The organism is Pseudomonadota bacterium, from assembly GCA_013285445.1.
In the GTDB taxonomy this organism is placed as follows: Bacteria; Pseudomonadota; Gammaproteobacteria; order Xanthomonadales; family Wenzhouxiangellaceae; genus Wenzhouxiangella.
The window spans coordinates 163,774-184,729 of the sequence record CP053448.1 but is presented as its reverse complement, the minus strand read 5'-3'; the positions used below and the strand labels follow the sequence as shown (position 1 = coordinate 184,729).

The 20,956-nt window shown below is 63.4% G+C and carries 18 protein-coding genes; 7 read left to right on the top strand and 11 right to left on the bottom strand.

The window, feature by feature from the left end; genetic code table 11:
* Positions 1–24 precede the first annotated feature (24 nt).
* Genes HND55_01000 through HND55_00985 form a run of 4 tightly spaced genes read right to left on the bottom strand, consistent with a single transcriptional unit; the run spans position 25 to position 3,111 of the window.
* Positions 25–543, bottom strand: a complete 519-nt coding sequence (locus HND55_01000; protein QKK01345.1) for a DUF3299 domain-containing protein — start codon at positions 541–543, stop codon at positions 25–27.
* A 35-nt stretch (positions 544–578) separates the two neighbouring features.
* The gene (locus tag HND55_00995; GenBank protein ID QKK01344.1) at positions 579–1,844 is read right to left on the bottom strand and encodes an ABC transporter permease; all 1,266 of its coding nucleotides are present in this window, start codon (positions 1,842–1,844) and stop codon (positions 579–581) included.
* On the bottom strand, positions 1,841–2,536 hold the full coding sequence (locus HND55_00990) for an ABC transporter ATP-binding protein (protein ID QKK01343.1): 696 nt from the start codon (positions 2,534–2,536) through the stop codon (positions 1,841–1,843). The genes HND55_00995 and HND55_00990 overlap by 4 nt, the downstream gene beginning before the upstream one ends.
* Entirely contained in the window at positions 2,536–3,111 is a 576-nt protein-coding gene (locus HND55_00985) for a DUF2796 domain-containing protein (GenBank protein ID QKK01342.1), read from the bottom strand. Before HND55_00985 ends, HND55_00990 begins: the two co-directional genes overlap by 1 nt.
* A gap of 396 nt (positions 3,112–3,507) precedes the next feature.
* Here HND55_00985 and HND55_00980 point away from each other — a divergent pair, with 396 nt between their 5' ends.
* Positions 3,508–4,869 carry a sodium-dependent transporter gene (locus HND55_00980; GenBank protein ID QKK01341.1) on the top strand — a complete coding sequence of 454 codons (1,362 nt, stop codon included), beginning with the start codon at positions 3,508–3,510 and terminating at the stop codon, positions 4,867–4,869.
* A 120-nt stretch (positions 4,870–4,989) separates the two neighbouring features.
* Here the strand turns inward: HND55_00980 and HND55_00975 are convergent, their stop codons facing one another.
* Genes HND55_00975 through HND55_00965 form a run of 3 tightly spaced genes read right to left on the bottom strand, consistent with a single transcriptional unit; the run spans position 4,990 to position 8,503 of the window.
* On the bottom strand, positions 4,990–6,345 hold the full coding sequence (locus HND55_00975) for an MBL fold metallo-hydrolase (GenBank protein ID QKK03938.1): 1,356 nt from the start codon (positions 6,343–6,345) through the stop codon (positions 4,990–4,992).
* Position 6,346: 1 nt separating this feature from the next.
* A complete protein-coding gene (locus tag HND55_00970) occupies positions 6,347–7,111 on the bottom strand; it encodes a glutamine amidotransferase (GenBank protein ID QKK01340.1) in 765 nt (254 codons plus the stop codon).
* Positions 7,112–7,129: 18 nt separating this feature from the next.
* Positions 7,130–8,503, bottom strand: coding sequence for a choice-of-anchor B family protein (locus tag HND55_00965; GenBank protein ID QKK01339.1), 1,374 nt, complete (start codon positions 8,501–8,503; stop codon positions 7,130–7,132).
* A 149-nt stretch (positions 8,504–8,652) separates the two neighbouring features.
* Here HND55_00965 and glyQ point away from each other — a divergent pair, with 149 nt between their 5' ends.
* The 3 genes from glyQ to HND55_00950 are packed head-to-tail and all read left to right on the top strand — an operon-like array spanning position 8,653 to position 12,106.
* Positions 8,653–9,552 carry a glycine--tRNA ligase subunit alpha gene (gene glyQ, locus HND55_00960; GenBank protein ID QKK01338.1) on the top strand — a complete coding sequence of 300 codons (900 nt, stop codon included), beginning with the start codon at positions 8,653–8,655 and terminating at the stop codon, positions 9,550–9,552.
* The gene (locus HND55_00955) at positions 9,549–11,630 is read left to right on the top strand and encodes a glycine--tRNA ligase subunit beta (GenBank protein QKK01337.1); all 2,082 of its coding nucleotides are present in this window, start codon (positions 9,549–9,551) and stop codon (positions 11,628–11,630) included. The genes glyQ and HND55_00955 overlap by 4 nt, the downstream gene beginning before the upstream one ends.
* Entirely contained in the window at positions 11,627–12,106 is a 480-nt protein-coding gene (locus HND55_00950; protein ID QKK01336.1) for a hypothetical protein, read from the top strand. Before HND55_00955 ends, HND55_00950 begins: the two co-directional genes overlap by 4 nt.
* Positions 12,107–12,151: 45 nt before the next feature.
* Here HND55_00950 and gyrB read toward each other — a convergent pair whose 3' ends face one another.
* The 4 genes from gyrB to dnaA form a co-directional block, all read right to left on the bottom strand.
* Positions 12,152–14,542 carry a DNA topoisomerase (ATP-hydrolyzing) subunit B gene (gene gyrB / locus HND55_00945; GenBank protein QKK01335.1) on the bottom strand — a complete coding sequence of 797 codons (2,391 nt, stop codon included), beginning with the start codon at positions 14,540–14,542 and terminating at the stop codon, positions 12,152–12,154.
* A 61-nt stretch (positions 14,543–14,603) separates the two neighbouring features.
* Positions 14,604–15,656: a DNA replication/repair protein RecF gene (gene recF / locus HND55_00940; GenBank protein QKK01334.1), complete on the bottom strand. Its 1,053-nt coding sequence runs from the start codon at positions 15,654–15,656 to the stop codon at positions 14,604–14,606.
* A gap of 114 nt (positions 15,657–15,770) precedes the next feature.
* Complete coding sequence (dnaN, locus tag HND55_00935) at positions 15,771–16,868, bottom strand: DNA polymerase III subunit beta (protein QKK01333.1); 1,098 nt, start codon at positions 16,866–16,868, stop codon at positions 15,771–15,773.
* Between the two features lie 228 nt (positions 16,869–17,096).
* Positions 17,097–18,398 (bottom strand): chromosomal replication initiator protein DnaA, encoded by a 1,302-nt coding sequence (dnaA, locus tag HND55_00930; protein ID QKK03937.1) that lies wholly within the window; start codon positions 18,396–18,398, stop codon positions 17,097–17,099.
* Between the two features lie 306 nt (positions 18,399–18,704).
* Between dnaA and rpmH the strand changes: the two genes are divergently transcribed.
* The 3 genes from rpmH to yidC are packed head-to-tail and all read left to right on the top strand — an operon-like array spanning position 18,705 to position 20,944.
* The gene (gene rpmH, locus HND55_00925) at positions 18,705–18,851 is read left to right on the top strand and encodes a 50S ribosomal protein L34 (protein ID QKK01332.1); all 147 of its coding nucleotides are present in this window, start codon (positions 18,705–18,707) and stop codon (positions 18,849–18,851) included.
* 9 nt (positions 18,852–18,860) lie between these two features.
* Complete coding sequence (rnpA, locus tag HND55_00920) at positions 18,861–19,208, top strand: ribonuclease P protein component (GenBank protein ID QKK01331.1); 348 nt, start codon at positions 18,861–18,863, stop codon at positions 19,206–19,208.
* Positions 19,205–20,944, top strand: a complete 1,740-nt coding sequence (gene yidC / locus HND55_00915) for a membrane protein insertase YidC (GenBank protein QKK01330.1) — start codon at positions 19,205–19,207, stop codon at positions 20,942–20,944. Before rnpA ends, yidC begins: the two co-directional genes overlap by 4 nt.
* The last annotated feature ends 12 nt before the right edge of the window (positions 20,945–20,956 follow it).

The following is a 20,956-nucleotide window of genomic DNA, read 5'->3' as shown; positions in this document are numbered from 1 at the left end:
CAGTGTATTCGGTGGTTCCCTTGTTCATCCGGAGTACGGTTTGAGCGAGTCCACCGCCATCGTGTAGGCCGAGTCGGCAGTCTCGTTCGTGACTTCTTCGACATGCAGCGTGCCCTCCATCCAGAAGGCATCCCAGATGTTGACCATCTCGATCGGCTCGGCCAGCCGACCGTAGACGATCTGGTTGGCCGGCGGCGGCGGCACGTGAATGCAGGCGCCGAAATACGGCACCAGGAAGAATTCGGTCAGCCGGCCTTGCCCATCGGTTTCCACCGGCACCACGAAACCGGGCAGGCGGACTCGCTGCCCATCCAGTTCAGACACCGTGTTCCAGGACTGAAACGGATCGGGTGCGGTATAGCCGGAGTGATCGACGTTGCCGGATTCCGACAGCCAGGACTCGGCCTCTTCGGCCGGCATCAGATCGAGCCACTCAAGCTCACGCGCGTCATCGGCTGCCGCCGGCAGGGCGAGGAGTGCGGCGACCAGCGCGGTCACAATACGGTGGCGTGCCTGTTTCATGTCGACCCTCTGCATGTGCATCCAGAACTTTCTGACCGGCAAGAGGCGGATTTCGTTCACAATCTTGTCTGCATGCCGTCGGCGAGCGTTCGCCGGTAGGCCATGATAGCCGGCACCAGCGCGACCAGCAGACCGGCCGCGAAGATTCCGGCGAGCACGCCGAGCTGCCACCATTCCGGCCAGCCAAGACCGATGGCCAGACCGAACCGGTCGAGCACCCAGGGCGCTGCTGCCAGGATCGCGATGGTCGCCAGGCCGGTGCCAACGACGATACCGGCGCCGCTGATCAGTCCGGCCTCGAAGACGAGCAACCCGGCGATCTGCCAGGGCCGGGCGCCGTTGGCCCGCAAGATGGCCATTTCTCTCCGGCGCTCGTTCAAGGTGGTCAGCAGCACGGTGAGCATGCCCAGCAGTCCCGCAATCACGACCATGGCGGCAACCACGCGCAGTACCTGCTCGGCCACGCCGGTGATGCGCCACAGCTGCTGTAGCGTGATGCCGGGCATGATTGCGGTCAGCGCTTCGTCCCGGTATTCGTTGATTTCGCGCTGCAGGCCGAAGACGGCGGCGCGGGTTTCAAGTCCGATCAGGGCAGCGGTGATCGAGTCGGGAACCAGCTCGTCGGCGCGCCGGCGCGCCTGGTCGGGATCAAGCCCGCCGCCGGGTCGGCGTACGCCCGATTCCCAGCCGATATGGATGGCCTCGTGAGCCGCCAGCGAGATGTAAAGCGTGTGGTCGACCGGCGTGCCGGTCGGCGCGAGGACGGCGCTGACGGTAAACGGATGGTCGTCGTGCCCCTGCAGGCTGACGTTGCCGCCACCATGGGCCAGGGCAAGCCGCATGCCCGTCCCGTAGCCAAGCCTGCGCGCGACCTGATGGCCGATGACGACATCATAGAGATCCTCGAACGGTTCGCCGGCGGAAAATTCCAGCGACTGCCGGTCTCCGTATCGAAAATACTCGAACAGTGCGGTGGTCGTGCCAACGACGCGATAGCCGCGGTGGCTGTCGCCAAGGGACATCGGGATGGTCCAGTCGACGCCGGGTCGGCCAGCCAGCTCCCGATAGCTTTCCCAGGACAGATTGTTGGTGGGACTGCCAATGCCAAAGACCGAGTAGAGCAGCAGCTGCACCGGGGCGGTTCGGGCCCCGACGATCAGGTCGGTACCGCTGACGGAACGATAGAAGCCCTCACGTACTTCGCTTCGCAGCTGCTCGACCATGACCAGCAGGGCGATCGACAGGGCGATCGTGACAACGGTCAGCGAGACCGCGAAGGCGCGATTGGTCAGCGAGCGCAGGGCCAGCGGAAGCAGGGTCATGCCGGCGCTTTCACGCGGTTGATCTCGGGCAGGCTCAGGCTGCGGTCGAAGCGCACGGCAAGATCGCGGTCGTGGCTGACAAACAGCAGCGCGCTGCCGGTCGACTCGAGCTGCCTGAACAGCAGATCGAGGAACACCTGGCGGCGCTCGGCGTCCAGTGCCGAGGTCGGCTCGTCGGCCAGAATCAGACCGGGCTGGCCGATCAGCGCGCGGGCCGCGGCCACGCGCTGCTGCTGACCGACACTCAGGCGGTCGGCGCGACGCTGCCGCAGGCCGGGCGCCAGGTCCATGCCGTCGAGCAGTTCATCGGCGGACCGGCAGGGGTCACCAGCCCGGCGCGCACGCTCCTTCGAAAACCGCAACGGCAGCATCACATTGGCGCGCACGTCGAGCCAGGGCAGCAGGTTGAACTGCTGAAAGATCACGCCGAGATGGGCTGCGCGGAATCGGTCGCGCGCCGGTCCGGACAGCGAGCCGAGCTCGGTGCCGGCCAGTCGGATCGTGCCGGCATCCGGCACCACCAGACCGCCAATCAGCGCCAGCAAGGTGGATTTGCCGGAACCGCTCGGCCCGTAGAGAAAGACCTTTTCGCCCTGTGCAAGCCGCAGCTGCTCGACCGCCAGCACGGGCCGGTCGTCGCCAGGCCAGGCGAAGCGCAGATTGTCGATGGCCAGGAGTTCGCTTGCGGCCATCAGCGCAGCCTCACGCGAGGCCGGTCGGTGCTCAGGTGAATGCGGTCGATGCGGGCTTCGGTCAAAACGTCCAGCTCGATTTCAGCCGATGCCGGGCGTTGGCCGGTCGGCGCCAGCTCGATCCAGGCCAGGCGATCGGCGCGGGCGCACTCGATCTCCGCCCGGACACGGAATTCGCCGTGGTCTCGGTGAGCGTGCCCGCGACCACCGGCCTGCGACCCGACCGGGTCGGTTACGCCATAACCGACCGTGGCGACAGTAACCCTTGGTTGGGCGCACTCGCCAGCCTGGTCCAGGGCAATCCAGTTGCCCGCGACCAGCCGCTGACGGGCCGAATCCAGCGCCGCGCGCTGGGCGTCATCATGCGGGGTGTGCTCGAAGCCCACCACATTGACACCGGGAATGGACAACGTGAGCTCGAACCGATCGCCGTCCTGCGCCAAGCTACCGTCAATCCGGCCGTGTTCATGCGCACTGTGCCGGCGCTGCGGCTCCCCGGCCGACGCGGCAGCGATCAGCATCACCGATGCGACTACGGCGGCCAGCACCCGGACCGGATGGTCGCGGTCGTTCACTACAGGTCTCTCCATTCATTAACCGACACTGTTATTATATAACGAATGTTGCACCGATCAGGCAGACGGGTTTGTCCAGTGTCTTGTTCGCACCGCTAAGCCGACCGGTTCGGCACCCCCTTGGCATTCGGCATTGTGCCGCAATGAACGTCGTTTTTCTGTCCCTGCCGGCGTCGTGGCGCAATCGGCGACTTCAGCAAGCGGGTCTGTAACCAATCCAGGCCTGCTCCGGTTCCAGGGACACTTCGGGTCTTCGAGCGCGCTGATCGGCGGGATTCCGATTGTCGGTCCGCATGGGCCCGGACCGCACCAGACTGCGTGTTTGCACCAAAACGGTGCATGAAGCACAATTGCCACCCTGTAACGCGATAAACCTCTTTCGGGGACCAAAAAACAATGAAAACCACCTCCATTCACGGCATGTGGTCATCACGGCTGGCCTTTATCCTGGCCGCCACCGGATCGGCCGTTGGCCTGGGCAACATCTGGCGCTTTCCCTACATCACGTCAGAAAACGGCGGCGGCGCTTTCGTTCTGATCTATCTTGCCTGCATTGCCGTTGTCGGCCTGCCGGTGATGTTCTCCGAAATCGTCATCGGACGGCGCGGCCGGATGAGCCCGATCAATTCACTCAGGGAACTGTCTGACGACGCCGGTGCCAGCCGGGCCTGGACGGGAATCGGATGGATGGGCATTATCGCCGGCTTTCTGGTGCTGTCGTTCTACTCGGTGGTGGCAGGCTGGACCCTGCATTACGGCTTTATCTATCTCAAGCAGCTGTTTGGCGGCGCAGCGATCGCCGATCCGGAGGCGACTTTCGGCGCCCTGCTGGCCAACCCGGCCGAGCTGACGTTCTGGCACGCCCTGTTCATGTGCATGACCCTGGGCGTTGTGGCCTTCGGCGTCGAGCGCGGCCTCGAACGCGCGGTCAGCATTTTGATGCCGGTTCTGTTCTTCCTGCTGCTGATCCTGCTTGGCTGGGGCATGAACACCGGCCATTTCGCCGAGGCGGTCGGCTTTCTGTTCAGGCCCGACTGGTCGCAGGTCTCCGGTACCATGATCGTCACCGCCATGGGCCAGGCCTTCTTCACACTCAGTCTGGGCATGTGCGCGATCATGACCTACGGGGCCTATCTGCCGGCAGGCGTGAGCATCCCGCGCGTGGGCGTCACCGTCGCCGCGGCCGACACCGTTGTGGCGCTGATTGCCGGTCTGGCCATCTTCCCGATCGTGATCTCTTTCGGCATCGATCCCGGATCCGGCGGTGCCGGTCTGATCTTCACCTCACTGCCGCTGGCATTCAATGAAATGCCTTTCGGGACCCTCTACGGCATGATGTTTTTCCTGCTGCTGTCGGTGGCGGCCTGGACCAGTTCGATCTCGCTGCTGGAGCCGGCCACAGCCTACCTGGTCGAGAGCACCAACCTGGGTCGCAAGGGTGCGGCCGCGGTCATTGGGGCACTCGCCTGGCTGGCGGGCATGGCATCGGTGTTCTCGTTCAACGTCTGGTCACATGTCTCGATTGGCGGGCGTGACGTCATGAGCGCCATCGAGCACGCCGCCAACAACATCATGATGCCGCTCGGCGGCATGCTCATCGCGGTGTTTGCCGGCTGGGTGCTGTCGAGCAAGATCACGCACGAGGAGCTGGACAAGAAGATGCCCGACTGGGCTTTCAACGCCTGGCTGTGGCTGGTGCGCGTGGTGACCCCGGCAATGATTCTGGTGGTGCTGGCCAGCCTGATGGGTCTGATCTGATCGACCGGCAGTGCGTTTGCGGATTCGCACGGCGCGGGGGAGCCCCGCGCAGCCGGCCGGCCGGCTGTTTCACGCCGCGTCAGGAAGCCTTGTATCGGCTGGCTCCCCGGGGCCGTTCCATCACAGCGCGTACTCCCGACCTTCTTCGGGGATCCCTGCATTCCAGCCGAGCTCCTCTTCAATGCGCAGTCTGAGCGTATCGGATGCGTTCGCCTCGCCGTGAACGATGAAGGTCTGGCGGGGCGGTCGCGAAAATCCGCGCAACCAGTCCATGATCTCGCCGGCATCGGCATGCGCTGAGAGCATATCGAGATTCTCCACGCGGGCACGAACCGGCCAGTACTGGCCATGAATCTTGATGGATTGCTCACCGGCAATCAGTCTTGCGCCGCGCGTACCGCCGGCCTGGTAGCCGGCAAACAGGATGGTGTTGCGTGCATCGGGTGCATACACCTTGAGATGATGAACCACTCGCCCACCGGTGGCCATGCCGCTGCCGGCGATGATGATTTTCGGCCTGTCGACATCCAGATCGAGCGCCCTGGATTCCTCAACGCTGTTGACATATCGCGGCAGCGCGCATGCCGCCTCGACCTCGGCCACGCTCAGCCGGTGGTCATCGGGATGATCGGCCCAAACCTCCGTGGCATTGATTGCCAGGGGGCTGTCCAGATAGACCGGAAGTCCGGGAATGCGTCCGCCTCGCATCAGCCGTTCGAGGTGGACCAGTATCAACTGGGTGCGGCCAACGGCAAAGGCCGGAATGATGACTGAACCGCCGCGGGAGGCCGTTTCATTGACGACGCGCGCAATGGCTGCTTCGGCGTTTTCGCTGCTCCGCTTGCGGTTGCCGTAAGTTGATTCGACCACCAGATAGTCAGCGCGATCGACCGTGTCCGGTGCCACCATGGTGGCGCTGTCCGGATTACCCAGGTCGCCGCTGAAAACAATCCGTAGTCCATTGATATCCAGCTGGACAATTGCGGCGCCCGGGATGTGGCCGGCATGGCGAAACAGCAGCTGCAGGTGAGTGTCGCGGTATGGCTCGCCGAACCGCACGGCACGGAAACAACGCAGGCAGGTCTCGGCTTCGGCACGGGTGTAGAGGGGCCGCGCGGGCTTGTGGCGGGTCGATCCGTAACGGTTGGCGTCGGCCGCATCCTTTTCCTGGATGAAACCGCTGTCCGGCAACAGATGGCGGCAGAGATCGCGCGTCGCGGGGGTCGCCAGGATTCGGCCCTTGAAGCCTTCCCGGCACAGCACGGGCAGCCAGCCCGAATGATCAATATGGGCATGCGTCAGGATCACATCGTGAATGCGCTCGGCAGGGAGCGGCAGCGCGCGCCAGTTGCGCAAACGCAGATGCTTGTAACCCTGGAACAGACCGCAATCGATGAGATAGCGGGTGCGCTTGCAGCGCAGCAGAAACTTCGAGCCCGTCACGGTACCCACGGCACCGAGAAAGGTCAGGGACAAATCAGGTGATCGGGGCATGTGCAGGTGACTGTTGTCGGCGGCAGAGACGGCCAAAGCGGGCCAGCAGATCGGTGCCGGAGTCCGTTTCGGTCACCGCCTGGAGCAGCCGGTTCGGGTCGAGGCCCTCACCATCGAGCAGGCTGGCACGCGCCTCGATGTAGCAGCGCATGATCCCGGCAGTGAATTCCGGATGGAACTGGACCCCCCAGCTGCGACCGCCAAAATGCAGGACATGATAGGGGTCACCCTGACTGTGGCCGATCACCCGCGCACCCGGAGGCGGATCGAGCACGGCCTCGAGGTGGGTGACATGAACGGACGCACCCTGTTCCAGGGCGCCTGTCAGCGGATCGTCCGTGTCAATCCACTCAAGCGCAACCGTCCCCATGCGACGCCCATGCGGGTTGGGGCCGACGTGCCCACCCAGCGCATGCGCGATCAGCTGATGGCCATAACAGACCCCCAGGAGCGGCGCTGCATCACGATCGATGATCTTGGCCAGCCAGGCCGCCGCTTTCTCCGACCACTCATGACGGTGCGAGACCATCGCCGGTGAGCCGGTCACAACAACACCAGCATAGTCGCCGATGGCATCCGCTACCGGGAGCGGCTCGTGCTCATGAACGTTGACCGTATCGAAACCGAAACACTCCTCACCCAGAGCGCGGCGGAACCAGTCGTCGAAGTCTCCATGGCGGCGGATTGCCTCGGCAAAGGCCGAACCGGTCTTGACGATCAGAAGACGGGGTCTTTTTTCATCGCTCACTGGAACGGGCTTCCACTCTCAAAGCTCGAATCGATCCTCAAGCAGCTCTTTGCGCAACGCATCGGCAATATCAGGATCATCAATGCGAAGAATAAACAAACCGCGATTGATATCCGACACCAGCACGTAAGGATTACCGAAGTAGGGAAAGACACTCCAAGCGCCGTTGAACGTAACCGTCCCGGCTTCCGGATAGGTGTCGAACCAGGCCACCTCGCTCAGGGTGGCCCGGGCGGGATCGTCAATCCGGAGAATGCGCAGACCACTCTCGTAGTTGGCCTGAAAGACATAGTTGCCGATGACATACTGGTTATGGTCGATCGACAGCTGACCGGCCAGGTATTCGGCCGGCGGCGGCGCCTCCTGCAGGTCGGCCAGATCGAAAATCAGGGTGCGGGTGGCCGGCACGATTCCCTGGTGCTCGTCAAGCTCGTCATCGAGCAGAAAATAGCGATGGTCCTCGGTCAGCCAGCCCTGGTGAACGTAAGCCGAATCGTACTGGTGCCGGGCGATCAGCTCAGGCGTGTCCTTGTCCGTGACATCCACGATGGTCAGGCTGTTTTCGTTGCTGGCCAGGCAAATCTCGTGGCCGCGATAGCGCTGATCGGGTCCGTGATAAATGACGCACTGGACGTCGTGGGTGTAGCCGTCACCGGCGTAGCAGCCGGCATACGACGGCGACAGCGGCTGCTGGATATTGACCATGTAAAGACCACCGCTGCACTTGTCGCTGCCGACGACATAGGCGAAGCCGCTTCGTTCGTTGATCGCGATGTTGTGGGCGCGGTTTAGTACATGGTCGCCGGACACCCCGGCGTAGCGTGCGTCATAGCGGAATGTCCGCGGATTGTCCGGTTCGACATTGAGCAGGCGCGTCAGATCAAAAACCAAGATTCCATGACCCTGCACTGAATCGGCAACGATAAAGGCATGGTCCTGATAGGTCTTGATGTCGGACCACACGCTTTCGGAAACGCCGGGCGGGCGCGGCAGATTTCCCAGATAGCGCGGATCTTGAGGATCGGTGATTTCGACGAAGGCCACGCCGTTGGAGCGGCCCATCAGGGCGAACATGCGGCCGCTTCGGCGATGAACCCAGCCCCAGTTATCGGTACCGTTGGCGCCGCCGCCGATCTCGTCAAGCGGCAGCCAGCCGGCCAGACTGACCTGATGACAGGCAAAGCCGCCGGCAGTGCTGCCAACGCAGTCGGCCGGTCCGCCGAAGGTGAAGTCGATCTGCTGCTGCGCGTGCATCTGGTGGGCGAGGTTTTCAAAGTCCAGGTCGGGGTGCTCCTTGCCGAGATCCCGGGCACGCTCGCTGGTAAAGCACGCCCAGGCCAGCATTGGCAGCGCCAGGCCGGTCAACAGCAAGCCAGGTGAAAGCAGTCGCATCGCCATTCTTTCCTCGTTTCAAGCCTGTCAGCCGAACCGGTCGAAACCCGTCCCGGCAGTGCCGAGCGCCATGATAGCCTGATCAAGCGATACGAATCGATCATCGGCCGTTATACTTAGCCTCTGCCCGACAACGCCGACACCTATTCGTGTACTTTCAGGACTTCATACGCCGCCTGGATCGATACTGGGCCGAGCAGGGCTGCGTACTGACCGCGCCACTTGATATCGAGGTCGGAGCCGGCACCTTCCACCCGGCCACCTTCCTGCGCGCGATCGGCCCGGAACCCTGGAACGCCGCCTATATCCAGCCGTGCCGGCGGCCGACCGATGGCCGGTACGGTGAAAACCCCAACCGCTTGCAGCATTACTACCAGTACCAGGTTGTCATGAAGCCCTCGCCGCTGGACTTCCAGGAACGCTACCTTGGCTCGCTCGATGCGGTCGGTATTGATCCGGGAATCCACGACATCCGGTTTGTCGAGGACAACTGGGAGTCGCCGACTCTGGGTGCCTGGGGGCTGGGCTGGGAGGTCTGGCTCAACGGCATGGAGGTCACGCAGTTCACCTATTTTCAGCAGGCCGGCGGTCTGCCCTGCAAACCGGTCATGGGCGAACTGACCTACGGGCTGGAGCGCCTGGCGATGTATCTGCAGGGCGTCGACAGCGTCTACGACCTGGTCTGGACAGAAGGACCGTTCGGCCCGGTGACCTACGGCGACGTGTTCCACCAAAACGAGGTCGAGCAGTCAGCCTACAACTTCGAGCAGGCCGATGTTGACAGCCTGTTCGCCTGGTTCGATACCTGTCATCGGGAAGCCGTGCGACTGGTCGAGGCCGACCTGCCGCTGCCGGCCTACGATCAGGTGCTCAAAGCCTCGCATACCTTCAACCTCCTTGATGCCCGGCAGGCCATTTCGGTGACCGAGCGGCAGCGCTATATCTTGCGCGTGCGCGACATTTCACGGCGCGTCGCCGAGCGCTATCATGCCCGTCGCGAATCACTGGGTTTCCCGGGCCTCGCGCAACAGACCGGGGAGCCGGCATGAGCCGGAAAGCCGACCTGCTCATCGAGATCGGATGCGAGGAGCTGCCGGCCAGCCAGCTGGCGCCACAGCTTGAACTTCTCGCCGAGGGCCTGGCTTCGGGACTTCTGGACGCCGGACTGATCGACGCGACCGATTCGATTGACCGTCTCTGCACGCCGCGCCGCCTGGCGGTGCGCATTCCGGCGGTCCGATCGCGCCAGGCCGACCAGGTGCTTCAGCGCAAGGGCCCGGCAGAAGCCGTGGCGTTCGACGCCGACGGCAATCCGACTCGTGCAGCACAAGGCTTTGCTCGCAGCGTCGGAAGACCGGTGGCCGAGCTCGAGCGGGTCGAAAACGAGCAGGGCCGCTGGTTGTTCGCGCGGATCGAGCAGCCGGGTCGGACGCTGGGCGAGCTGTTGCCGGACCTGTTCGAGTCCACCATCCGGTCCATGGCCGGCGCCCGCTCCATGCGCTGGTCGGATCGCGACGATCGCTTTCTTCGTCCGGTGCGCTGGCTGGTGGCGCTGCATGGTGAGGAGACGATTGATCTTGCCTGTTTCGGGCTGCAGGCCGGCCGGGACACGCGCGGCCATCGCATCCATGCCGGCGGCTGGCACGAGATCGGCGCCAGCAGTGACTACGAAGCCCTGCTCGAGCAACTTAAAGTGCTGGTCGACCCGCAACGGCGACGCACTCGAATTGTCGAACAGGCCCGATCGCTGGCCGACCAGGCCGGGCTGCAGGCCGTGCTCGATCCTGCCCTGGTCGAGGAAGTCGCCGGTCTGACCGAATGGCCGGTGGCCGTGCTGGGCCACTTCGACGACGATTTCCTGGCGGTCCCCGAGGAAGCCCTGATCTGCTCGCTCCAGCAGCATCAGAAAAGTTTTGCGCTGCGCGATGACCGCGGGCGGCTGGCATCACGCTTTATTGCCGTGGCCAATATCGAAAGCCAAGACGTCGCGCTCATGACAGCCGGCTTTGAGCGTGTCGTGCGACCCCGCCTGGCCGACGCACGCTTTTTCTGGGACCAGGATCGTCGGGCCCCCCTGGCCGCGAGGCGCGAGCAGCTCGAGCAGATCCTGTTTCAGGAAAAGCTCGGCAGCGTCGGTGACAAGGTCCGTCGAATCGAACAACTGGTCCGGACGACCGCAGCAGCCGTCAACGCCGACCTGGAAACCGCCCTGCGTGCAGCCGGGTTGTGCAAATGCGATCTGGTCACCGAAATGGTCGGCGAGTTTCCCGAACTGCAGGGCGTGATGGGTCGTCACTATGCGCTGGCCAGCGGCGAACCAGAAGCGGTTGCGGCAGCCATTGAAAGTCACTACCAGCCGCGCCAGGCCGGCGATGCGCTGCCCGGGGACGCGCCTGGACAGGCGCTGGCGCTGGCTGACCGCCTCGATACCCTGCTCGGCGCATTTGCTGCCGGCCAGCGGCCCAGAGGCGGGAAGGATCCGTTTGCCCTGCGCCGTGCCGCGCTCGGCGTCGTTCGCCTGCTCGAGGCCAGCGACAGCAGCACGACGCTGCACGCCCTCCTTGAAGCCGCCGCCGAGGTGCTGGGCGATACCATCAGGATTGATCAGGAACTGCTCGAAGAGGTCGAGCAGTTCATCTTCGAGCGCCTGCGGCACTGGGCCGCAGAACAGGGCATCGAGACCAACACCGTGCATGCTGTGGCGGCCGGACAGCCCGGCCCGATCGCCGATTTCATGGCCCGGTCACGAGCAGTGCAACAGGTCGCCGAAGACCCGGCCATGGGCGCCCTGGTGGCCGCCAACAAGCGTGCCAGCAATCTGCTGAAACAGGCAAAAACCGAACAAATCAAGAACGTTGACGGCAGTTTGATGCAGGAGGCTGCAGAATCCGCGCTGAACGAAGCCATCTCTGAAACCGAAGAACGGGTCAACGCATGTCTGAGCAACAGCGACTACCCGCAGGCCCTGGCCGCATTGGCGCTGCTGCGTGAACCGGTCGACCGCTTCTTCGACGAGGTGATGGTCATGTGTGATGACCCGGTGCTGCAGCACAATCGCCTGGCGCTGCTGGCGCAGCTGCGCGCGCTGTTCCTGCGTATCGCCGACGTGGCGCGCCTTGGCCGATGATGGCGGTCCCGTCAGCGCCGGTACTGGTCGAGCGGGCCCTGCTGCTGGGACGCGGCGAAACGCCGGATGCCCAGCGGATCGAAGAGCTGGTGGTCTTCCAGCGTCAGGGGCACCGGGTGCTGCTGGTCGCACCGAGGCCGCGCAGCTGGCGGCCCACGCGGCGCAACGTGGATCTCGACCTCGCCTTGCAGCAGCAGTTCCACCAGCTGTTCTCACGGGCCGGCGGCGAGCTCGACGGCGTGCTCTACGTCGAAACCGGGCTGTTCAGTCGCCGGGACGCGCAGAAAAGTGAATTCGGGGGAATTGCGCGGCGCTATGGCCGCAAGACCGAGGAGCTGACCCTCATGTGCAGCGACTCAACGCTGATTGAAGCCGCCCAGCACGCGGGCGTCAGACGCTGCGTCGTTGGCCCCGCGCCCGACGCAGACACGCCGGCGTGCGACAGCCTCAAGGCGGCCCTGAGCACGGTGAAGTAAAACCTGACCGCGACCGGCCGCGCGCGACCTCGGTCTGGCGACCGATCAGACATCCAGATTGGAGACCTGCAGCGCGTTGTCTTCGATGAAGTTGCGTCGCGGCTCGACCTCATTGCCCATCAGGGTGGCGAATATCTCGTCGGCGGCGACTGCGTCCTCGATGGCGACTCGCAGCAGTCGTCGGGTTTCGGGGTTGACGGTGGTCTCCCAGAGCTGTTCGGGGTTCATCTCGCCGAGTCCCTTGAAACGCTGAAATGAGCGACCCTTGCGTGACTCGGCCATCAGCCAGTCAAAAACCTCGGCAAAGCGCGTGACCGGATGAGCCTGGTTGCCGCGTTCGACCCGCGCACCCGGCCCGAACAGGTCATGCACGGCCTCACCCACCCGCGCCAGGTGGCGGTACTCGGGCGAGTGGAAGAACGAGGAATCCAGGGCGGTGTTCTGAATCACGCCCTGCGCATGGCGCGAAATCACGACGCCACCGCCGGTCAGCGGCTGCAGCGCCCAGCGCACGCCGGCTGGTGTAGCCGCACGCAGCCGCTCGGTGAACCGTTCCGACCACCCCCCGAAGGAAGCGGCGTCATCGATAGAAAATGGTTCAAAATCAGTAAGTTGATCTATTACGTCAGGATCGTATCGCAACTTGAGCCGGTCGGCTACCAGGCGGGCCTGCTGGAAGTTCTTCAACAGCTCGGCCAGCGCAGTGGCCTCGATCGGCGGGCCATCGTCCGACGGGAACAGCCGGGCGCCGTCGAGCGCGCGTTCGAGCAGATAGCGATTCATTTCCGCTTCGTCTTTGAGGTACCACTCCTGCTTGCCCTGCTTGATCTTGTAGAGCGGCGGCTGGGCGATATAGATATGGCCCCGCTCGATGAGCTCCGGCATCTGGCGATAGAAAAACGTCAGCAACAGCGTTCGAATATGCGAGCCATCGACATCGGCATCGGTCATGATGATGATGCGGTGGTAGCGCAGTTTGCCGATGTCGAATTCGTCCTTGCCGATACCGGTCCCCAGCGCCGTGATCAGGGTACCAACCTCGGCCGAGGCCAGCATCTTGTCAAAGCGCGCCTTTTCGACGTTTAGAATCTTGCCCTTCAGCGGCAGGATGGCCTGGTACTTGCGGTTCCGGCCCTGCTTGGCCGAACCGCCGGCGGAATCCCCCTCGACGATGAACAGCTCTGACAGCGCCGGGTCCTTCTCCTGGCAGTCGGCCAGCTTGCCGGGCAAGCCGGCCACATCGAGCACGCCCTTGCGGCGCGTCATGTCCCGGGCCTTGCGTGCCGCCTCGCGCGCTCGTGCCGCCTCGATCACCTTGCCGACGATGACCCGCGCCTCCTGTGGCTGCTCGAGAAGAAAATCGCGCAGCTTGTCGGCAACCACCGATTCGACAACGGGCTTGACGTCGGAAGAAACCAGCTTGTCCTTGGTTTGCGAAGAAAACTTCGGATCCGGGACCTTGACCGAAAGCACGGCAATCAGTCCCTCCCGGCAGTCATCGCCGGTCGTGTTGACTTTGGCCTTCTTGGCCAGTCCTTCTTCCTCGATGTAGTGGTTGATGGTGCGCGTCAGCGCCGAGCGAAAACCCGCCAGATGGGTGCCGCCATCCTTCTGCGGGATCGTGTTGGTGAAGCAGAACACGGATTCCTGGTAGGCGTCCGTCCACTGCAGCGCCGCCTCCACGCTCACGCCCTCGACATCCTGCTCGAAGTGCAGGGTTGTCGGATGCAGCGGGCTTTTCTTTCCGCTGAGATGCTGCACAAAAGAGCGGATACCGCCCTCATACCGGAACGTGTCATGCTTGCCGGTGCGTTCGTCGATCAGCTCGATGTGAACCCCGGAATTGAGAAAACTCAGTTCACGCAGGCGCTTGGCAAGAACATCGTAGTGAAACTCGGTATCGGAAAACGTTTCGCGACTCGGCAGAAACCGAATCTCGGTACCGGTTTGGTCGCTCGTCCCCGTCGCCTGCAGCGGTGCTTCAGGCACGCCCATCCGGTAGGATTGATACCAGCGCCGGCCCTGTCGGTGGATCACCATCTCGAGGTGTTCGGACAGGGCATTGACCACAGAAACGCCCACCCCGTGAAGGCCGCCTGAGACCTTGTAGGAATCGTCATCGAACTTGCCGCCGGCGTGCAGCACCGTCATGATCACTTCCGCCGCCGAGCGGCCTTCTTCGGCGTGATGGTCGACCGGAATGCCGCGCCCGTTGTCGATCACGCTGACCGCCCCGTCGCCATGGAGAATCACGCGGATCCGGTCGCAGTAGCCCGCCAGGGCCTCGTCGATGGCGTTGTCGACCACCTCGAAGACCATGTGGTGAAGCCCGGTGCCGTCGTCGGTATCACCAATGTACATGCCGGGACGCTTGCGAACCGCGTCCAGCCCCTTGAGTACCTTGATGTTGATTGAGCCGTAGTCGTCTTGCGCCATGAGCTGAACAATCCGGGGGTAATGAAACGCCTGAGCCCGAGCAGCGGGCATGAGTGTCGAATTATATCACTGGCGAGACCCGGCCCTGTTCCACGTGGAACCACCGCGCCGGTACATCCACCCGCTCGGTCGAGGTCACCCAGCACTGCGTCGTCCGGGCGCACAGCCAGGACAGCAATCGCTCCAGATGGGGCCGATCCAGCTCGGAGACGGGATCGTCAACCAGGAGTATCGGCGCCAGTGACTGACCTTCCTGGAGCAGACGAAACTGCGCCAGGAGAAGCGCCACCGCGGCCAGCTTCTGCTGTCCGCGCGACATCTCGGCTGATGGCTGTTCATTGCAGCGAATTTCCAGGTCTGCCCGATGCGGACCCAGCCGGGTGAAGCCACGCTCACGGTCGCGCGAGCGGCCCTCGCGCAGCAGCTTGGCCAGGTCATCGCCACGATAGCCCGGGCGATAGCGCAGCGTGAGCGGCCCCGGCAAGCGAAAAGCAAGCTCCTCCTCGATCCGGCCAAGGGTGACCTGCAGTCGCTCCGCCAACAGGGCCCGCGCCCGGGTCATCTCCTCGGCCCGGTCGATCAGCAGCGGCTCCAGCGCATCGAGGACCGCCCCCGGCGCCACGGACTTCAGCGCGGCATTGCGCTGGCGCAACGCTCTCGCGAATCGTTGCCAGGTGCCGAGGTAATCCGGTTCCACGTGGAACAACTGCCAGTCCACAAAGCGTCGACGCTGCTCCGGCCCCCCTTCAATCAGCGCATGACTGCCCGGCTCGACCAGGACCAGCGGCAACCAGGCGGCAAACTCGCTGATGCGCTGCGAATCTCGGCCGTCGATCCGGCCGCGCCAGCCATCAGCGTTCCGTTCGACACCCAGTCGCTTACCCGTATCGGACCGGCGCACAACCACCGACAGCTGGTTTGATCCATACTGAATGATGCGCGCAACGCGGGTCGAACGAAAGGACCGGCCGCGCGCCAGCAGGTAAATCGCCTCCAGCACGCTGGTCTTGCCCGCGCCGTTGGGACCGAACAGCCAGTTCATGCCGTCGGCCGGCTCCAGCTCGACCGCTTCGAGATTGCGCACGCCCCGGATCGACAGTCGATCCAGACTCAACAGGGCACCCGGACCAGCAGCGCACAGGCCGCAGGTGGCCCGCCGCTAGCTCGCATGCTTCATCGATCGGCGGGCGCGCAGCCCCGGCTTTCGAAAAACACGGCGCATACGGGCCTACAGCTTGAGCGGCATGACCACCTGACGAACCGCGTCGCTGTCGGGGTCGGTCACCAGACACGAGCTGCTGGCGTCCTTGAGCGAAATCGCGACCTTCTCACCCTCCATTGAGCCCAGCGCGTCAAGCAGATAGTTGACGTTGAAACCAACCTTGAGGTTGTCAAGGGAATGCTCCGCCTCGATTTCCTCCGTGGCCTCTTCCTGCTGGGGGTTATGGGCAATGATCCGAAGCGTATCCGGCAGCAGCTCCAGCCGCACGCCACGGTATTTTTCGTTGGACAGAATGGCCGCGCGCTGCAGCGCATGCGCCAGCTCATGCCGTCCGGCGAGCACCGGCTGATCGCTGATCAGGGGGATGACTGCCTCATAATCCGGGAAGCGGCCGTCGATCAGCTTGGTGGTCATCACCACTCGCTCACGATCCACGCGCAAGAACCCCTGTCCCAGCTTGACCTGCAGCGGCTCGTCGACATCCTCCAGGATACGGTTCATTTCCATCACGCCCTTGCGGGGCACGATCACCGCACGAACATCACCGCCCACCTCGGCCGCGCTTTCGGCCAGGGCCAGACGATGACCGTCCGTTGCCACAGCGCGCACCTGTCCGTCCCGAAACTCCAGCAGCAAACCGTTGAGATAATGGCGGACATCCTGCTGCGCCATCGCGAATGCGGTTTTCTCGAGCAACCAGCGCAAGGTCTTCTGGCTGACCTCATATCCCTGCAGCGTTTCGGATTGATCGCTGGACGGAAATTCGCTGGCCGGCAGGGTCGACAGCGTAAAACGGCTGCGACCTGCGTGCAGCGCCAGCTTGTCTTCGTTGAGCTGAACGTCAAGCTGGACCCCCTCCGGCAGTGCCCGGCAAATATCGACCAGCTTGCGGGCCGGTACGGTGATGCTTCCGGTCTGGGCGACCTCCGCGCTGGCTCGGGCGACCACCTCCACTTCCATGTCCGTGCCCGTGATACGCAGACCCTCATCGACCGCCTCGATCAGAAAGTTGGCCAGAACCGGCAGGGTTTGCCGGCGCTCAACCACGTTGACCACCTGCGAAATCGGGGCCAGCATGGCTTCACGTGGAATCGAGAACTTCATTATTGCTCCTTCTTCTACCGGCAGTGATTCGACTGTTTCTGTTTGTTATATTCAAGAAAACACAGTAGTAATAGGGCCTGTTGAAGCTGTTGAGAACAAAAAAAAACATTTACATTCAATAACTTGAACAGCCATAAAACAAACAGCAACATGCCCGTCTATTTGTGCATGGCCTGTGGACAACCAAGCCTTGCATTGTTATCCACAGCTTACCCACCTGCTGCGCACCTAACTGGACAATTCGCGCGTCAGTCGCGCGCGCTCCTCGCGCAGGCGCCCGTCGGATTCACATAAGCTCTCAATTTTACGACAGGCATGCAGCACTGTCGTGTGGTCGCGGCCGCCAAAAGCGTTGCCAATCTCGGGCAGGGAGTGCTCGGTCAGTTCCTTGGCCAGGAACATGGCCATCTGGCGAGGTCTGGCAATCGAGCGGTTGCGGCGTCGCGAAAGCAGGTCGGTCACGCGCAGCTGATAGTAGTCGGCCACGACTTTCTGGATATTTTCGATCGTGATCAGGCGGTCATGGACCGCGAGCACGTCACGCAGGATCTCCTGGGTGTAGTCGAGATCGATCGGCCGGCCCGAAAAGCGGGCATGCGCGATCAGCGAGTTCAGTGCGCCCTCGAGGTCGCGCACGTGCGAGCGAATGCGCCGGGCCACCAGACAGGCCACCTCTTCATCAAGGTCAAGCCCGCGCTCGCAGGCCTTCTTCTGGAGAATGGCGACGCGGGTTTCAAAGTCGGGTGGCTCAATCGATACGGTCAGGCCCCAGCCAAAGCGCGAGCGCAGACGGGACTCGATACCGTCAACTTCTTTCGGATAGCGGTCGCAGGTCAGGATAATCTGCTGTCTCGATTCCAGCAGCGCGTTGAAGGTGTGGAAAAACTCTTCCTGCGAGCGGTCCTTGCCGGCAAAGAACTGAATGTCATCGATCAGCAGGGTGTCGACGGTGCGATAGCGGCGCTTGAACGCGTCGATGCTGTCGCGCCTGAGGGCCTGGATCATCTCGCTGACGAACTTCTCGGAATGCAGATACATCACGCGGGACTCACCGTTGTGTCCCGCAACATGCCGGCCGGCTGCATGCAGCAGGTGGGTCTTGCCCAGTCCGGTGCTGCCGTAGAGCAGTAGCGGGTTATAGGCCTTGCCGGGGCTGTTGGCAACCTGCTTGGCGGCGGCAAAGGCCAGTTCGTTGGACTTGCCGAGGACAAAATTTTCGAAGCAGTAGCGATCGTCGAGACCGAACGCGCCACCGCGCCGGGCGCTGCTGAGGCCGCGCTGCGGAGCGGAGCGCTGGCCGACCTCGATGGTGACAGCCTCGGGCGTGAAGCCATGGTGAACGAAAAATTCCCGTACCATTTCGAGATAGTGTGCAGATACCTGCTCCCGGACCAGATCATTGGGCGCGGTCAGGCGCACACTCCGGCCACCGTTGTCGCCGAGCTGCAGCGGCCGAATCCAGGTGTTGAGCTCTTCAAGGGGCACCTCGTGCTCAAGCCGGGCCAGGCACTGTTGCCAGAGATCGGTCAGGCTGTTGTGCTGCTGTTGCTCGGTCATAAGTTGCCCAGTCTAGTCGTGTTGACCGAGGAATTCATCCCGCCTGATCCGGCGCTCCCTCGCAGCCGGTCCCTGCGCTCGCTGTTGCGTGCCAACATTGACATAACCTTGCAATAGGCCGTAATATTGAAGTCTTTTGTCGCCAATGGGGTGGCCTGACTGCCGGATGTCATCGGCAAGCGGTTGTTGCCCTTGGGAGCTCAAAGTCCATGGACTGGCGTCCGGCAACAACCGGCGCTTTGACGACACCATACTACAACCCGTGCCCAGGATTGAAACATGAAACGCACATTTCAGCCCAGCAAGATCAAGCGACTGCGCCGTCACGGCTTCCGCGCCCGCATGGCGACCCGTTCCGGCCGAGCCATCATCAATGCCCGTCGAGCCAAGGGACGCAAGCGGCTGGCCGCCGGTCCGGGACGCTAAGCCCCACTGATGAGTGGCCGCCTGGGGCTGCCGCGCAGTGCGCGACTGTGCTCGGGTGGTGAGTTCAAGCGCGTTTTCGAAACGCGCAAGGCACACAGCAACGCCCTGTTCCGGGTACACTACGCGCCGTCACAGCAGACCCGTCTGGGCCTGGCTGTCTCGCGCAGGGTCTCGCCACGTGCCGTGGAGCGAAATCGCATCAGGCGGCAGATCAGGGAGTCCTTCCGACACTGGCGCGAGGCGCTCCCGGTCGCAGATTACGTGGTTGTGGCGCGTCCCGAGGCGGCCGGTGCCGAAACCTGCCGGCTGCGGCAAACGCTCGATCAACTATGGCAGCGGTTTAGCGATCATCCATGAATACCCGCAGTTTCTTTCTGTTGCTCCTGGGCCTGCTTGGCCTGCTGCTCTACGTCGAGTGGCAAAAGGACTATGCGCCGCCGCCGCGCCCAAGCAGCGAGTCGCAGCAAACCGGCGAGCGCCCGCTCGACGCCGGCCGTGATCAGGATATCAGCGCTGAAGGCGATGATCGGCCAGCCGTCGCCGATCTACCCGATGTGCCCGATTTCGCCGATGACCCGGATACTACCCAGACCGCCGAAGACGCCAGGCCACAGCTGACTGAAACGCGGGCCAGCCGGCGTATCGAGGTGGTCACCGACGTGTTTGCCGTCGATGTGGACGCCAATGGCGGCACCCTGGTCGACCTGCGGCTGAAGGATTATCCGGTCAGCGTCGACCGGCCGGACACGCCATTCGTGCTGCTGGTCGAGGATTTGCCTGAGCTCTATGTCGCCCAGGCCGGGCTGGTCAGCGCTGATCATCCCGCGCCCAACCATCGCACGGCCTGGCGATTCGATCGCGATCGATACACGCTCGAGCCGGGCCAGGACCGACTCGAGGTGCCGCTGCGCTGGCGGCACGAAAGCGGCCTGGAGGCGATCGCCACCTGGGTGTTCTACCGCGGCGATTACGTGATCGACCTGGAGTTCGAGCTGATCAACAACAGCGATACGGCCTGGCAGGGCGCGCGCTATCTGCAGCTCCAGCGCACCCGGCCCGATCTGAGCAACGGCGGGTTCGCCTTTACCAACCCCGAGCGGTTCAGCTACAACGGCGCCGCGGTCTATTCTCCCGAACAGGCGCTGAAGAAACTGTCGTGGGACCAGATCCAGTCCAGCGCCTATGAAAACACCATCACCGCGGGCTGGGCCGCCATGATCCAGCACTATTTCCTGGCGGCCTGGATTCCGCCGGCCGATCAGCGCCACCGCTACACGACGCGCCACATCGAAGGTGCGCAGCTGCCGCGTTACCTGCTGGCGGCAACCTCACCCCAGGTCACCGTGGCGCCGGGCGGGCAACACCGCTTCAGCGCGCGGCTGTACGCCGGTCCGAAGCTGCAGAATCGTCTCGACGAGATCGCCCCCGGCCTGCGGCTGACCGTGGACTACCGCTTTTTCACCATCATCTCGCGACCCCTGTTCTGGGCCCTCGACAAGATCCACGTGGTGATGAACCACTGGGGCTGGTCGATTGTCGTGCTGACCCTGCTCATCAAGCTGGTGTTCTACAAGCTGACCGAAGCCCAGTTCCGCTCCATGGGCAAACTGCGCAAGCTGCAGCCGCGTATCCAGCAGCTCAAGGAACGCTATGGCGATGACCGGCAGAAGTTCGGTCAGGCCATGATGGAGATCTACAAGAAAGAAAAGGTCAACCCGCTCGGCGGCTGTCTGCCGATCCTGGTTCAGATACCGATCTTTATCTCGCTCTACTGGGTGCTGCTCGAATCGGTCGAGCTGCGCCAGACCCCGTTTCTGTGGGTTCCCGATCTGAGCCGGCCGGACCCGTACTTCATCCTGCCGGTCCTCAACGGCGTTTTCATGATCATCACCCAGCGGCTGATGCCGGCGGCCGGCATGGACCCGATGCAGCGTCGGATCATGCAGTGGCTGCCAGTGATCTTCGCCTTCCTGTTCGCGCTGTTCCCCGCCGGGCTGGTCCTGTACTGGGCGACCAACGCGGGCGTCTCGCTGGCCCAGCAGTGGTATATCCTCAAGCGGCTCGACCGGGAAGAGGAACGCAAGCGGCGCTGAGCGGCGGCGCGT